This is a genomic window from Methanosarcina sp., from assembly GCF_028693135.1.
Taxonomy (GTDB): Archaea; Halobacteriota; Methanosarcinia; order Methanosarcinales; family Methanosarcinaceae; genus Methanosarcina.
In genome coordinates, this window is record NZ_JAQUVZ010000005.1 from 141,127 (window position 1) to 156,830 (window position 15,704).

At 41.7% G+C, this 15,704-nt stretch carries 11 protein-coding genes and 1 pseudogene; 5 read left to right on the forward strand and 7 right to left on the reverse strand.

All coding sequences use genetic code 11. The features are described 5' to 3' along the window. Positions 1–42: 42 nt before the first annotated feature. Positions 43–186: a hypothetical protein gene (locus tag PHF18_RS04160; RefSeq protein WP_300098741.1), complete on the reverse strand. Its 144-nt coding sequence runs from the start codon at positions 184–186 to the stop codon at positions 43–45. An 88-nt stretch (positions 187–274) separates the two neighbouring features. Between PHF18_RS04160 and PHF18_RS04165 the strand changes: the two genes are divergently transcribed. The 5 genes from PHF18_RS04165 (at position 275) to PHF18_RS04185 (ending at position 10,558) form a co-directional block, all read left to right on the forward strand. After that, the gene (locus tag PHF18_RS04165) at positions 275–2,533 is read left to right on the forward strand and encodes a phosphoadenosine phosphosulfate reductase family protein (protein WP_300098744.1); all 2,259 of its coding nucleotides are present in this window, start codon (positions 275–277) and stop codon (positions 2,531–2,533) included. 625 nt (positions 2,534–3,158) lie between these two features. Next, positions 3,159–4,256: an AI-2E family transporter gene (locus tag PHF18_RS04170; protein ID WP_300098747.1), complete on the forward strand. Its 1,098-nt coding sequence runs from the start codon at positions 3,159–3,161 to the stop codon at positions 4,254–4,256. A 263-nt stretch (positions 4,257–4,519) separates the two neighbouring features. Beyond that, positions 4,520–6,427, forward strand: coding sequence for a threonine--tRNA ligase (locus PHF18_RS04175; RefSeq protein ID WP_300098749.1), 1,908 nt, complete (start codon positions 4,520–4,522; stop codon positions 6,425–6,427). Between the two features lie 578 nt (positions 6,428–7,005). Beyond that, positions 7,006–9,210: a DEAD/DEAH box helicase gene (locus tag PHF18_RS04180; protein WP_300098752.1), complete on the forward strand. Its 2,205-nt coding sequence runs from the start codon at positions 7,006–7,008 to the stop codon at positions 9,208–9,210. Between the two features lie 529 nt (positions 9,211–9,739). Then, positions 9,740–10,558: a nitroreductase family protein gene (locus PHF18_RS04185; RefSeq protein ID WP_300098755.1), complete on the forward strand. Its 819-nt coding sequence runs from the start codon at positions 9,740–9,742 to the stop codon at positions 10,556–10,558. A gap of 26 nt (positions 10,559–10,584) precedes the next feature. Here PHF18_RS04185 and PHF18_RS04190 read toward each other — a convergent pair whose 3' ends face one another. The 6 genes and pseudogenes from PHF18_RS04190 to PHF18_RS04215 form a co-directional block, all read right to left on the reverse strand. Beyond that, positions 10,585–10,959: a DJ-1/PfpI family protein gene (locus tag PHF18_RS04190; protein ID WP_300098777.1), complete on the reverse strand. Its 375-nt coding sequence runs from the start codon at positions 10,957–10,959 to the stop codon at positions 10,585–10,587. 15 nt (positions 10,960–10,974) lie between these two features. Beyond that, entirely contained in the window at positions 10,975–11,214 is a 240-nt protein-coding gene (locus PHF18_RS04195; RefSeq protein WP_300098758.1) for a hypothetical protein, read from the reverse strand. 238 nt (positions 11,215–11,452) lie between these two features. Next, complete coding sequence (locus tag PHF18_RS04200; protein ID WP_300098761.1) at positions 11,453–13,402, reverse strand: SIR2 family protein; 1,950 nt, start codon at positions 13,400–13,402, stop codon at positions 11,453–11,455. Between the two features lie 311 nt (positions 13,403–13,713). Next, on the reverse strand, positions 13,714–14,232 hold the full coding sequence (locus tag PHF18_RS04205; protein ID WP_300098764.1) for an NUDIX domain-containing protein: 519 nt from the start codon (positions 14,230–14,232) through the stop codon (positions 13,714–13,716). Positions 14,233–14,340: 108 nt separating this feature from the next. Further along, complete coding sequence (locus PHF18_RS04210) at positions 14,341–15,129, reverse strand: hypothetical protein (RefSeq protein ID WP_300098766.1); 789 nt, start codon at positions 15,127–15,129, stop codon at positions 14,341–14,343. 455 nt (positions 15,130–15,584) lie between these two features. Next, positions 15,585–15,704: pseudogene (locus PHF18_RS04215) on the reverse strand (IS630 family transposase); the annotation flags it as partial.

Consider the following 15,704-nt stretch of genomic DNA (forward strand, 5'->3'; position numbering starts at 1 on the left):
TGCTTCATATGATCAGTTAAAATATCATTACAAATATAAGATTCAAGTTATATTATGATGGTTTTTGAAAGTATTGGAAAGTATTATCGTGTTTTCTTTAATAGGATCTTTCCCTTCTCTCAAAGCATTGGCAATTTCTTTCAAAATATTGATACTTTCTCTCAAAGCATTGGCAATTTCTTTCAAAATATTGATATATCGATAAACGCATCCTTTCTGAAAACTGAACGATAAGATACTTAACCATTTCTTCGAACCCCCGGTCAGGACTTCCATGCAGCAGAAAAAAGAAAAATACCAGACTTCCAGCTCACAAAAACAAAAACGAAAAAGTTCGGACAGGAAGGGGCCGCAAACCCGTGAAAAAAGGGTAGAAAACAGGTCTCTGGATTTTAAAGAAAAATCCTCTGCCAGAAAGAGCTCTGGCTCTGAAAGGCATCCGGATCCGGCTGTTTCAAAGAAAAAATTCTCTCCTCGTTTTGAATATGAAGATGACTACATTTTCTGGTGCAGAAAGTGCAACCTGCCCCTCATAGGGGAAGAGTGCGGGATCTGTGGCGGTAAAGGCGAGATACTCCATCTTTCTCAGCCAGCAGATGTCAGGTTCTGTTCCCCCTATGAGAGAGAACTTCTGTCCGGGCAGCTAATTTCCGCCTTCGATTGCGACCCTCTGGGAGACCGACTTATTCTCCTTAACAAAATTCCCGGAGAAGACAAAACTGACGAGGTTATAGTAGACGGTTTTATTTTCGGAGTGCTCCGTTTCGAACTTTCAAAAATGGACTATAGCTTTGAGCCTTCCCTTCAGGGAGCAAAAATCCTCCTCAAATCTGCTGAAGGCAGAAAAGTCGAGCTTAAGAAAACAAACAGGCACCTTAATGGAAAAAACGTGACACCAGGGCTCATAGAGTCTTTTGCCGAAAACATTAAAGCAAGGGATTTTGTCCTTGTGACCGCAGGTAACCTTAGCGGATATGGAGTTTCTTACATTGACGGTGCGGATTTTGCAGCCCTGGAGAACCTGTCAAAGCCCGAAGCTCTATCCGGGACCGGAGTTCAACCTGAAGTAAGAGCCCCATCTGAAGTCAGTGCCCCATCTGAGTCCGAAAACGACTCCCCATCTGAGACCGGAACAAAAATTCTCAGAGTCAGAAAGGTTGACAGCAGCGAGGCGTCTCTGCACCCCGAGATTCCGGATTTAAGGGCATGCATAGAAGCTAACAAAAAACACCTGCAGGTCCTGGGGAAAAATGCCATCAACACCATCCGCGGGATTATTTCCAGAAACGAGCATCGGGATCTGCCTGTGTATGTTTCATTCAGCGGGGGAAAAGACAGTCTTGTGGTGCTGGACCTGGCAAAGTCTGCTCTCAAGCAGAGGGAGTTTAAGGCTTTTTTCCTGAACACAGGAATCGAATTCCCTGAAACTGTGGAGTTTGCACGGGATTTATGCCGCGAAATGAAAGTCCCGCTTGAAGAAATGAGTGCAGGCTCCTCTTTCTGGGAGCAGGTAGAAAAGTTCGGGCCTCCTGCAAAGGATTTCCGCTGGTGCTGCAAGGTCTGCAAACTGGCGTCGGCAGGAGACCTGGACGCAGAAAAAGGAGCCTGTTCCCTTTCAGGAAAAGATGCTGCAAATGCAGTTGCTTATCTGACAATAGACGGCAAGCGGAAGCATGAATCCTTTTCCAGGGCAAGGATTGCGGCAAGTGAGACAAACCCCTTCGTCCCGAACCAGCTCAACATCTTCCCTATCAGGGATTGGCGGGCGCTTGAAGTCTGGCTCTATATCCACTGGAGAGGGCTTTCCTACAACCCGCTCTATGACCAGGGCTTTGAAAGGGTTGGATGCTGGCTCTGCCCGTCTGCCCTTGCTGCCGAGTATGCCAGGGTAAAAGAGCTGCATCCTGAGATGCACGCCAGGTGGAACGCCTTCCTGCTTGAGTGGGCAAAAAAGCACGGGCTTTCGGAAAAGTTCGTAGAGCATGGGTTCTGGCGCTGGAAAGAGCTGCCTCCGAAAATGCTAAGGCTGGCAGAAGAGCTTGGAATCTCTGTCCTTGCGGAAGATAAAGCTGAAGACTTTGAAATTGAGGTGGTGGGAGGAATTTCCCCCTGCAAAGCAGGAGGCTTTTCTGTCGAGGCAGGAGTCCGGGGCATCAGGGAAAAAGAAGCTGCGGATTTCATCAATGTGCTTGGAAAAACTGTTTATGCAGAAGAACTGGGCATGCTGCTGGTTAAAACCGAAACCGGAACTGTGAAGTTTTTCTCGAATGGAAACCTGCTCGTAAGCTCGGAAACAAAGGAAAAAGCTGTCTGCCTTTTTAAAGAGGCTGCAAAACAGTTCATAAGGCTTTCCCGCTGTACGGGATGTGGTATATGTGAGAAAGCCTGTCCTGTAGGGGCAGTTTCAATTAAAGAAGGAAAGCCTCATGTAAGTGAAACCTGTATAAGGTGTGGAAAATGCATGGAGTCCTGCGTGGTAACCAGGTATTTTGATAAACTTGTTCCCGGGCTGGATGAAAAACTAAAAGTTTGAACGGGAAAAAATGGATACTAAAAACTCTGGCTGTCTGTAATTAATCGAAATATATTATTTCGGGCAGCCTGAATGGCAGCTTTAACCTGTCCTGTTTAACCTGCGCCTGGCACGGCTTGAACCCATCGGTTTTGAGCAAATTAAAACGCAATCTTCAACCCTGCTGAAAAAAACATGTATTGGAAATCAACCGATTTGTATCGGGCAAATTGTAGTTTGGATAATCAAAAATCTGAATCTGGATAATCAAAAACTTGAATGATCAAAATTCGAATCCTGAGGTCTGAATTTGCTGTTCTGTTCATAATTCTATGATATTTTTAAATAGTTTCTAATTATATTTCCATATTATACCCGTAATCTTACCACAACCTCTCAGACCAAAAACCTGCGAAACTTCCCGGAAATGCCTGATTATCCTGTTATTTGCCTGAACGGGCTCCGCACATACTGACTAAACTTTATACTAATGAATCCAATAGTCTTTAGATTTAACTTCGAGCTTAACAATGTTTACATCCGGACTCATTTAAGACCTTTGTTTCCGGTTCTCGAATTTGATTATCTTTACCCCTCATTTAATTGATTGAATTACTATCATATATTATCATAATGGAACTGAAGAATGCGATTGAATTACCCACCTGACGGAGTCAGCCAGATTATTGCCAGCCGCTGGAAAATAGGAATAGCTCTTGCATTAGCTGTGCTTTTGTTCTTCGCTTTTCTGATCCTGTTGCCCCTGGCAGACGGAATAGTGCTTGGGATAGTCTTTGCTTATATTGCCAGACCTGTCCAGGTGAAATTTGGAAAGTACCGAAAAGTCGGGGCTCTTATGGCCAGCCTTTTCATTTTCATCCCTATAGTATTCATTGTAGGAGCCGGAGTTGTTGAGATCCTTAACCAGGTCTCCTGGATTATTGAACACCAGGCTTCAGTCATGAGCGGAATTTTAGATTTTATAAATGCTCTGGAAATTCCTGCAACATATGTTGAAAGGATAAATACTGCTATCTGGAACCTTTTTACCTCCCTGCTACCCGCAGTTGGCAGCATAGGGCTAATCTCATATGCTCAGAGCATCGGTCTCTTTGTTATTAATTTCATAGTTTCGATTTTCTTTTGTTATTTTCTGCTTGCCGATGGAGACAGGCTGTACTGTGCTTTTCTTGGCGTGATTCCAGGGGAGTACCAGAATACTGTAAACCGTTATGCGGCTCATCTGGACCTTATCCTGAGGGGAGTTTTTATAGGCAATGCTTACGCTGCCCTCATAGTAAGCGTAACTTCCGTAGCCGTTTTTTACGCTTTCGGATTTCCCCATGTGCTGGCACTTGCAACCCTTATCTTCATAGCATCGATTATCCCTCTTTTTGCCGGGTATATGGTGCTTGTGCCCCTATCTTTAATACGTTATTTAGAACAGGGTTTTGAAAGTGCATTTCTGTTTTTTGTGGTTTCTTCCCTTGTAATTTATGGCCCTCCCGAACTGATCCTCAGGCCTTTTCTGACCGGCCTGAAGTCAAAGATCCATCCGATGCTGCTAATGCTTGCCTTCCTGGGAGGAGCTTTTGTGGGAGGAGTTGCAGGTTTTTTTGCAGCCCCCATTCTTCTGGGAGCCCTCGTTGCAGCCTACAGAGTTTATCAGGAGCAGATTCATCCTGAAATGGCAGCACAGGCTGACCTCTACCTCAAAAAATTGACAAAATACTGCAGGGACTGATTGATAAAAATAGATTTCACTGAGGCGAAAGGGATTGCTTTATATCATTGCAGGATGTTAGGACTGTCATATATTCTTCTTAACTTCCTTTAATCAATATCTACTGACGGGTACAGACCTCAAATAGTTCTGAAATCAGATCATAGTATTAAGTCGTCATACAAGCCGTAATACTATCATTTAATACTGTTTGAGCCTCTGTTTGATCCAGAACCAAAGCCAATTCGGGAAACATATTCGGCTTAGAAAACACAGGTGATAGAATGCAGTTATTGCTCATTCACTCTGACTATATTGAATACCAAACCAAAAAACAAACTCCAGTTGCTGAAAAAATCGAAGAGTCCTTAAAGTCAGGCAGACTTGAGGAAGCCCTCACCGCTTTTACGGCTGTGGAAAGCGTGGATGAACTAAATCCAGAAGAAGCCATAGAAAAAGCTGTGTCTGAAATCGAAAAGGTTGCAGCTCAGGTCAAAACCGACCGCATAATGCTTTATCCATATGCCCACCTGAGCTCTGACCTTTCCTCTCCAAAAGTTGCAGTAGAGGTCTTAAAAGGCATTGAGAAAGCCCTCTCCGGAAAATTTGAGGTCAAACGGGCTCCTTTTGGATGGTACAAAGCCTTTACTGTAAGCTGTAAAGGGCACCCCCTCTCCGAACTTTCCAGGAGCATCCGTCCCGAGGGGACCGCAAAAGCAGTATGCAAAACTGTGGCAGTAGAGGAAAAAGAAGAGGTAGTTTCCGAAGCTTTGAAAGCCGAAGGTACTGCCAGATCCTACTGGCGCATCCTGACTCTGGACGGGGAACTCCATGAAGTCGAGAGCTTTGACCTCACCCCTTATCCAAAACTTCAGAAGTTTGTGAATTATGAAATGTCCAAAAGCAGGGCAGTTGAGCGTGCTCCTCCCCATGTTGAACTCATGCGGAGGCTTGAGCTTGCAGACTACGAGCCAGGGTCCGACTCCGGAAACATGCGCTATTACCCAAAGGGAAGGCTTGTTAAGTCCCTCCTTGAAAACTACGTGCTTGATGTCGCAACCGATTTTGGGGCAATGGAAGTTGAAACTCCCATCATGTACGATATGAACCACCCGACTCTCAAGAAGTACCTTGACAGGTTCCCTGCAAGGCAGTATTCTATTGAGTCTGATAAGCGGCAGATGTTCCTGCGTTTTGCGGCATGCTTCGGGCAATTCCTGATGAACCACGACATGACGATCTCCTACAAAAACCTGCCTTTAAGGATGATCGAAATGACCCGCTACAGTTTCAGAAAGGAACAGCGCGGGGAACTTGTGGGTTTAAGAAGGCTCAGGGCTTTTACCATGCCTGATATGCACACTCTCTGTGAGGACATGGATCAGGCTGTAAACCAGTTCAAACAGCAGTATGACCTCTGCATCGACGTGCTTGAAAATATGGGGATACACGTTGACGATTATGAAGTTGCCATCCGTTTCACCAGAGACTTCTATGAGTCCAATAAAGACCTGGTAATCAGCATGGCAAAGACCGTTAACAAGCCCGTGCTTGTGGAGATGTGGGACACCCGTTTCTTCTACTTCGTGCTCAAATTCGAGTTTAACTTTGTAGATGCCCTTGACAAGGCAAGTGCCCTTTCCACTGTCCAGATCGATGTGGAAAATGCCGAAAGGTATGATATCTCTTATGCGAGCGCAGATGGCAAACTGGAGAGACCGACCGTTCTCCACTGCTCTCCAAGCGGAGCAATCGAACGCTGTATCTATGCTCTCCTTGAAAAGGCTGCAATGGAAACCGAAGAAGGAAAAGTACCTATGCTGCCTTTATGGCTTTCTCCCACTCAGGTAAGGGTTGTGCCGGTTTCCGAAAAACACCTCTCTTTTGCCGAAGAGTTTTCAAAGAAAATGGACTGCAGGGTTGATGTTGATGACCGCGACCTGTCCATAGGAAAGAAGGTAAGGGAAGCGGGCAGGGAATGGGTGCCGTATGTTGTGGTTATTGGAGATAAAGAAATAGAGGAAGGTACGATTAACGTAACCGTCCGGTCCGAGTCCGAACAGAATAAACCTAAAAAAGTTCAGATGACCCCGGAAGAACTGAATACCCGCATAAAAGAAGAAACTGCTGGCAAGCCCTACAGAAAGCTGCCTCTTGCAAAGTATCTTTCTGCAAGACCAAAGTTCTTCTAAACTCTTTCAAATTTCCTTTTCCGGAAGATTTCAAAGGATAGAGGACCTCTGCAACGAGCCTTTTCCTTTGACTTTTCCGGCACATAAATTGTTGCAGTTCCTGATTTCAGCAAGCTTACATTTCCATAGTCTCTTTGCTATCATGTTCGTTAGATGTTCGTTAGAAGTTCGTTAGAAGTTCGTTAGATATTCGTTAGAAGTTCGTTAGATATTCAGATTATTTAAATTCCACAACTTTATATTATAGTAATTCTTATACTGCCGTAATTCTTATATCACCGTAGTTCATATTACTGAAAAAGGATTTCTTTTAACTAAAAGCAGTTCAAACATACTCTTTTCGATTTTGTAACGAAAGGGGATGACCCAGGTTTTCTGGACTGAAGTTTTTTATCCGTTATTTTGTAGTAAGGGGAATTAATTCTTAGAATATTTCCAGTTGCATGCACTGTTTCCTGTGCATGGAGCATGCAGTTTTCCGGAAAACTTTTTGAAAGGTAGCTTTCTGGTATTAGTAAATATGAAAAAATTAAAAGGGTTAAATCTCATAAAGTGAAAAGCGTGAGGACAGCGTACTGATGACAATTTCAAATGAAGCCTCAGCCGGCATGGAAACCGTCGAGCTCGAGCCCTTGAGGGAAGATAAAAAGAAAATCTTTGAGGATATTCTGGAATATTTTGAAACCCATCAGAGAGGCTATATCAAAGTCCCCACTGGTTGGGGCAAGACCTTTCTTTCAAAACATATTATGAAAAAATATTACGAGGAAGGAAAACTTGTACTTTTCCTGATTTCGAAAAACAATCCTCTTCTTAGCCAGACTTACTACAACAGGAAGAGAACCGCCCCCCTCTTTCCCAATAGTGCGCTCCTCTCTTCCGAACAGAAGGTAGCTAGAAAAGAGATTGCAGAAGCCCTTAAAAAATCCGGGCAGGAAAAAGGCGAAGGCTTTGTACTCTTTGCCTCTCTGCAGACAGTACTCGGAAAACAGGCATCCGAAATCAGAGAACTGCTTCTTGAATATACCGACCTTGCAATCGTGGATGAGATCCACAACTTCATTAATAACAGGGGAAACAACTTTCTTAATGAATTAGGAGAACGGACTAAAATCCTGGGGATGACTGCAACTCCTTTCCAGGGTGTGGTCGGAAATGTCAAATTCGTGGACGAAATTGCCGGGGATATGAAAGAGGTCTATGCAAAGACTCTTCCTGAGTGTATCCTTGACGAAGAACTTGCACCCCTTAAGTATACGATTGCTGAAAGTTCGGAGGATATATTTGAGATCTTCGATTTTGAGAAAGGGCTAGATGAACTTGACAGGCAGGACCTTTACCTTGACTGTAGCACTGTTGACAAATTGAAAAAAGTTATCCGTAGAACCCAGCTCGCAAAAGATGTGTACGATTCGATGGTAAAGCAGAGGAACACAAAGACCCTTGTCTTCTGCGCCCCTGTCCGGAAACGTGTTTATGGAGCCGGGGAAGACGGAGAGGAAATCAATGCGTTTCATGCAAAGCTCACTGCCTCAGTTTTCAACGGGGAAATCTCTACCCTGGAATTGGAAAAGGACTCTGACCCTGTCTTACCTCTTGATTTTGAGAATTATACTCCAGAAGGGGAGTTCACATATGCCGCTTTTATGACCTCTGAACTGCCTAAGGAAGAACAGAGTTCTCTTCTTGCAGCTTTCAGAGAGACAGGAAAGCCGCCCTATGTCCTGTGCACGGTCGGCATGCTGATCGAAGGCTTTGATTTTCCGGGGCTTGAAAACCTTATCCTTCTGCGGCCAACCCTGAGTATGCGGCTCTTTGAACAGCAGATAGGAAGGGTTACAAGGCTTTCTCCGGCTTCCGGGAAGGATAGGGGAAGCATCTTTGAGATCGCGGACAACATCGATTCCCTCTATCAGCATTTCGGAGAAGGGGTTTTCAACGGGGAAAAGGTTGACCAGGTACAGATGCTCCAGCCTGAAATTCGCCTCGAAGAGCTTTTCTCCGAAGGAGATGCAGCCCGGGCAATTGAGGAAGGAAAAATAGAAATTTGCAAGGTAGACTTCAGTAACTTCAGAAAAGGAAAAGGAAAAGGAAAAGGAAAGGGAAAGGATGTACAGGCAGAAGAGGTCCCTGTCAGGCTTCCCCCAACTGCTCTCAGGGCAAAATATTTCTCGCGTCTTCTTGCCATAACCGAGGAAAAGGATATAGGAGCTTTTGAACGGGAAAAGCGGGAACTTATGCGGGGAGCCTTGAGGTTCAGGGTCAGGGAACTCAGAGACGCAGAAGAGCTCGCAAATCTTTCCACCCAGATAAACAAGCTCAAGAGGGAAGCCTACGAAGACCGCAGGTTAGGGGATGTTTCAAGACAGCACAAGCCCAAAGTCTTCGGGGAAATTGAATGGCTCCTGAAACTTCAGGCTTTAAATTCCCTGAAGTATTACGGTGCGCGTATTTCGATGCCCGAGAAAAATAAAATTTTAAGGACCCTGGGATTCGACCCTGATATCAGGAAGCTAGACAGCTACAGGCTAAAGTGCCTGAAAATTGGTTCTGCCCAGAAAACGATTCCGGAACTTGTCAAAGTTCTCGGGTTCGTAAGCCGCCTATCATCTTCCGAAACCTACCAATTCCTTGATAAAAAGAAAAAAGAACAGTGGAAAAGAGAGTTTTTGCCTGCAATCTACTGGGGTTTCTGCTTTATTGACGATTCTTCGGAACTCAGGGAGCTTTTCGAGTCCACAGAATGGGACAGGCGGGTCAAAAACATTATCAGGCAGAAGTAAACTGCTGGCCCCTGATTTCATGCTTGTATTAAGAGAAACTGAATACGGAAATGTTTTCCTGATCCAACAAATACTTCCCTTGACCCCGGAACTCGAATTAAAATTTATAGATAATTATAAACGCCTCCGCCAGCTTGTCTGGCGGCCCTGCAAAAAAAACATAAAAAATAATTTAGAATGAAAAAAGACTCAAAAAAAGTGTTTTTTATATAAAATTTGATTTGTTTGTTTTTTGTTTGTTTTTATAACTTCTTCGATAGTTTTTATTTTCGGTTTTTTTCTTCTTTTTTGTCTTTTTGGGAACTGCCGCTCTCCTGCGTCGAGCGTGACAAAAATGACTTAAAACAGCTAATGACCCTGTACGGGTCAGATGGGTCAGATATATCTCTACAGTTTAGTTTTCTTGATTGAAGACAACTACTTGCTATAATGGATTTGAGAGGGATATTCACAGGCAAAGAAAAGTAATTAATGCTGGTTGGGTATATATCTGCCCTTAACATGATTTGCCTTAACAGGATTTGATATAATGGCTCACATTATCATTGATAAGGACCTCTGCACGAGGTGCGGCATTTGTGTAAAGATATGCCCTTCAGGTATCATCGATCCAGTTGATGAGGCTCATCTTCCGCAGGTGAAGGACGAAAACATTTTACGCTGCCTCTATTGCGGGCACTGCGAGGTTTTTTGCCCGTCTGAGGCTCTCATTTTGGACCTCCGTCCTGATGAGAAGGTCCCCCTGCCTGTTGGTGCCGGTACCATCTCCCAGGTGGACATAAAGTATTATCTCAAGAAACGCAGGTCTGTGCGGCATTTTACCCGAGATCCCGTTCCAAGGGAGAAAATTCTTGAAGTCCTCGATATTGCCCGCTACGCCGCTTCCGGAACCAACGGACAGCCGGTGCAGTGGCTGGTCGTCCATGATCCGGAGAAAGTCAGGAAGATTGCCGGGCTCACCATCGAATGGATGAAGAGCCTTGTGAACACCCCTCACCCGATGAGCGGTTACGTACCTGCACTTATTTCGGCATGGGAGCAGGGATACGATGTCATCTGCCGGGACGCTCCACACCTGCTTTTCGCCCATATCCCTGAGAATAGCCCGATTGCACCTGTCGATGCTATCATCGCCCTTACCCATTTTGATATAGCTGCTCCAGCATTCGGAATCGGCACCTGCTGGGCTGGCTTTGTTGCGGCGGCTACCATGTTCTACGAACCTCTCCAGAAGGAACTCGACCTGCCCGCAGGACGAAAGTTTGCCTATGCAATGATGTTTGGCAACCCGACATACAAAGTATACGGAATCCCTCGCAGGAAGCCCCTTGAAGTAACATGGAAGTAAGGTTTTTGAAAGGGTTGAGGGACGTTTCAGTCCCTTTTCCTCAAATATTCAGGAGCCTGCAGAATTTTATGCATATTACAATATGATTTGCCGGACGGGTAGTACTCGGCTCCAAGCTGAATTTTGCCCACTGTTTTTTCATCTGCCGTATATTCGAGAAATGCAAGCGCCAGATCGAGACCTGCAGAAATACCTGCTGAGGTCCAGATATTTCCATCTCTTACAATTCTATCTTCCACAACCTCCACATCACCTAATTCCCGCAGCTTCTGCAAGGAAGCCCAGTGGGTAGTAGCTCGCCTGTTTGAGAACAGACCGACCCTGTGAAGGATGAATGTTCCGGTACAGATCGACAGTACAGCTTTGCAGTGTTCAGCCTTCCCGGCAACGAATTCTATCAGAGACTTGTTATCTACTTATCTCCGCGTGCCTTCGCCACCCGGCACAAGTAGAAAATCAAGTGGAGGGCAATCTACAAAGGTAGCGTGAGGATTTATGGACATTCCCTTCTGACAGATTACGGGACCGGGTTTCTCGGCAATCATGAGGCAGTTTTCAGGTCCCTGGGCAAATTTGCTCCAGAGCGATATTATTTCCCAGGGACCGACAAGGTCAAGCTCTTCGAGACCCGGAAAGATTAAAAATCCGAAATTCATGTTACAAAGTTTGTAGATGTTTTGTAAAATATTTTTTGCTGGCGTTGTTGCTTACCGGGGGTGTGCCAGAGTAAGTTTGATTTGACAAAAAACAGTAAATAAGGAATCAAATTCTGATAATTCTATAACGAAAATACCATAGATGCTTTTGGTTAAACTCTTCATTTTCCTATATAGAGATTAGTTTTTGAATGCGATTGCGTAGTTAGATTTATGTTGTTCACATTTCAAGAAGTTATTAGTCATCTGGTTGTGCTGACTTATTTTTGAGGTTAGTTAAAATAAGACCTTCATCCTGCTTAGAAATCAAGATTTCCCAACATGCCACAGAATAAGTTTCAGTTTTGCTCTCAACCTCAAGGTTAAATTTCTTGAAACCTTGCTTTAATTTTGAAATTGCCTCTTGTTTATTTACAATAAATCCATTACATAAGTTAAGACCACAATCTAAAACTATATCAGTGTTAAGAAGACGATAATTTCGTGGAAGTGGGCCGTAAGTAAAATTAGAGAGTCCTTGATCTAAAACTCTCAAAAAGTGTTCTTCATCCACTATCTCTCCTTGAAATGAAAAAATCTTTCCTGTTTGAGGTAATTGACTTCCATCAAGCAAAAATACTATTTCGTTCATTGTATTGAAATCATCATCTGTAACAAAAGTAAAATCACCAAAAATTACATTAAACTCCCTCTGAATTCTAAACAGTTTTGAATATAGATCATACCTTCTCTTCATATCCTGAACTACTTTTTCCGAAAATAACTTACTAAATAACAAAGTATAAGGTACTTCTAAAAAGTCGAAGTTAACTTGAAGCAAATCTTCTTCAATCCAGGAGTTTATAAAGTTAAAAATATGATATCCTTCCATTACATTTTTCGCGTGCACATTAAAATGGATACCTTGTCCAGTTTTTCCAGTATCCATTTTAATTGTTAAATCAAAAACATCGTGAAATACTCTAATTTCACCAACAGAACCAGAGGAATAACGCTCTCCTTTTAGATTGTTAAAAAACAAACCTGATTTGAGAAGTAGTAAATTTGCAGAAACGTGACCATTTGGAATACTTGTTACTGTTAAATCACTAGCGTCACCATTTTTTGGATCAAATAACAGACTTTCACCAACTTTTGCAGAGAGATTAATTATACAATCATCCTGAGATATCGAACATTTTCCAAATATATTCCCAGATAGAATGTCTTCAAATTTTTTAATTCTGCTACTTTTTTCGATTGGGGCTTTCAAAAATATATTCCATACTATTCGAGGGCCTCCTTTTAAGACACCTATATCTTTTAAAATCAGTTTTCCCTCTTCTGCAATGGAAAAGTCAGGATCAATTTTTCGTTCCCAATAGATCTTTTTAACTAGATGATGAGGTACATACCCATCTTCTGTATCCATTATAAGATTTATTTCAACTTCATTTCTGATGTTACTAATTGCATCTTCGGCAGACATCTTGATGTAATGTATTGAATATTTCTCTAAAAGGTAGCGTTTTTTGTGCTCTGGTAAATTGGGTGTTATTAAGTAGTAATCCTTGTGTAAGTCACCCAATCTTCCCAGAATTTCTGTAAACATGGACTTAACATTAGAATCTTCAAAAGAATAGCCTATAAACAATATAGAATATTTTGAAATCAAAGACCTTATTTCATTCCATACAAGGTTTTCCTTTCTTTCTTTATAATAGTCCGAATAGTCTGTTTTTGTAATTATTATGGAATTTGAAATATCTATGTCTCCGTGTATTTTATAGAGGTTGACTTTATTTCTAATAGAAGCAGGGACTTCCTGATCACTGATAATTGTGAAAATATCATTTCTGTAAGCGCGTTCAAAGGACTTATCGTAATTTGTAGTGATTATAGTTTGAATCTGAGGAATTTTGGAAACCATTTCATGCAATGTTAAATCTATAGGTTCTTTTTTAAAGACTTCATCTAATACAGATATGAGTTCTTTTCTAGAACGCATCTGAACAAATTCCTCTGTCACGTCATCGAGGTTGAACTTTTTCTCAAAATATTGCTTTTCATCAGGGTTCAACTTATCCTTAATTATGTTAGCCAATTCACTTCCTGTAGGATATCCTGCAGACTTTGAAAAACCAGAACCAACCCATAAAATTAATTCACCACAGCGTATTTTGCTAATAACCTCATCAAACCCACTCATGGAAAATCAGTCCGCAATTGACAATATAAATAATTAGAGTTTTTTCCGATTAACATATTTAAATGATATGCTCTTAGCAAAAAGCTCCGAACAAAACAGGTTAAATTCATTTTTTAATACATTTTCTACTCAATTCACTCCTAACATTCTTGTATATTCTTCTTTTTTGAGTCAATGAAGTATCTAGATATTGAGCAGTGTCATGAATTTGCTGTAAATTCTAAGTCCGTTTTTGTATACTGTACATAATATTAGTCTAATCAAACCTAGTTTTTTCTTTTACGGATTTACTGTTCGATATATAGACAAGTTTAAAATAATGTAGTTTGCTTGTAACTTTTTTCCTTGTCCAGATGCTCTTCCTTCTGGGAGTAATTTATAATATCCATGAGTTTATCAAGAAAACCTATCTGTCCTTTTAGTATTTTTTTCTTAGCCAGCTCAATATCAAACCAGCCTGCTTTGTTGACTTCGGGATACTCATGCATTTTCCCGGAGTTTTTTGGCCACTCAAACGTAAATGTATTACTCACAACACCTGTTGTCTCCAGGTCTTTTTCAAGAGCCCATATATGCACTATTTTTCTATTAGGTTGATTTAACTCTCCCAGATCAATAAACTCGCCGTCGACCTCAAAACCTGTTTCTTCTCTAAATTCTCTTTTTGCCGTTTCCAGAGGGGATTCATGCTCTTCGGGAAGCCCTTTAGGTATTGACCACACTCCATAGTCTTTTTTTGCCCAGATTGGCCCCCCCGGATGAACCAGCATTACTTCAAGCCTCTCATCCCTGAACCTGAATAAAAGAATGCCATTGCTATAAGTACTCACTTTTCTCCCCCCTCTCCAAACTGCTTTGATCTTCCGGCTTCATAATAAAATCGTAGGTACTTCCTTTTAAATGAAGCAGAATAGCCATTTAATAAGATCATAAATAACTTATTGATGTCTGTGTTTTACACTCAGAACTGCTCCAATCACTGCCGCAAGCATCCAGAAAGAGCTCATGAAAGGAATTCTTTTTGATTGAATAGTAGAACCGGATCCTTCTTGCTTACCTGCTATTTCTGTATTATCTGATATTCCGCCATCAACTGTGTTATTATCGGTTTGATTAATTGAATTCAACAGTTCATCCAGAGTAGTATGTTCATCGGGCATTGTAGCTTTCCCATCGTCTGTTAATGTATATTTGCCCCGATAAAAATCTGTAACTATGAAGTGCTCGGGTCCAATATCCCTGGTACTGGAGCTTTCATCTTTACTCAGATATAGCAAAACCTTTTCACCAGTATTGAATCTTGGATCAGCATCTGTAGTCATGCTAAAATCCCCAATCGTCCCACCGGTGACTCTTACAATAAGCTCTCTGGACGATAACGGGTTTTTCAGGTATTCATCAACACTTATAACAATATCAGTGTAAATGATGTCGTCAGGATAAGCAAGTTTGGTAAGTAACTTATACGGTTGTTTTCCGTCTGCTGTATTCCATCTGGGTGGAAGTATTTCTTTAACTGTACCTATTACAATAGTATCGGATTTGTCTCTTAACTCTTCATGGGTGTATGGTATGAAGTCTATACATATGTCAATACCAATGGCTTCATTGCTATTGTTTTCGAGTTCAGTATTATCGTTTGAAGGATTGGACAGCGCTAAAGTATTTAATGTCAGCAAAGAAAAAGTCAAAACTAAAAAAATTCCATATTTTATAATGGTTCCCATTGTACCGCCTCCGGGATGAAATGAAAGCAGGTTTGAATTAATATTTGAACTTTTTAACTAACTTTTAATAAACCTTTGCAAGTTTTTATAGCCAAATCCTCAAATTGATTTTTTAATACTCTTTCGAACCTGTAATTATTTTCTTATCTTTGATTATTTGAGACTATGGACAGAAAACTTATAAGGAGTTGACAAAAAGGAGTTTAGTGAGTTGAAATGAGATGCAGGAACAGTTGAAAAAGCAACTAATTTATCCGCGTCTGAAGACGAAAAAACTTTAAAAATCAGAAGAATATGTAATCAGAATAAAAATGAGCTTGAAAATAATTAAATTTAGTTCACTGCTGCCGTAATCCAGGTATATTGGGACCTGAAAAAATGGGCTTACTATGCAAAAAAAACAAGTTGCAATTTTCACCAATTGCATGTTTTATAAAAAAGGAACTACTGTCGCGTCAATCCTCAAGTGTCGGATAAAGGCGCGACAATTTTATTCTTGCATCCTCGGTTGTGAATTGCCAATTAACCTTCGAGTTTTTGTTATTTCTGAATTTTTGCCAAGCCAATACCTCTTT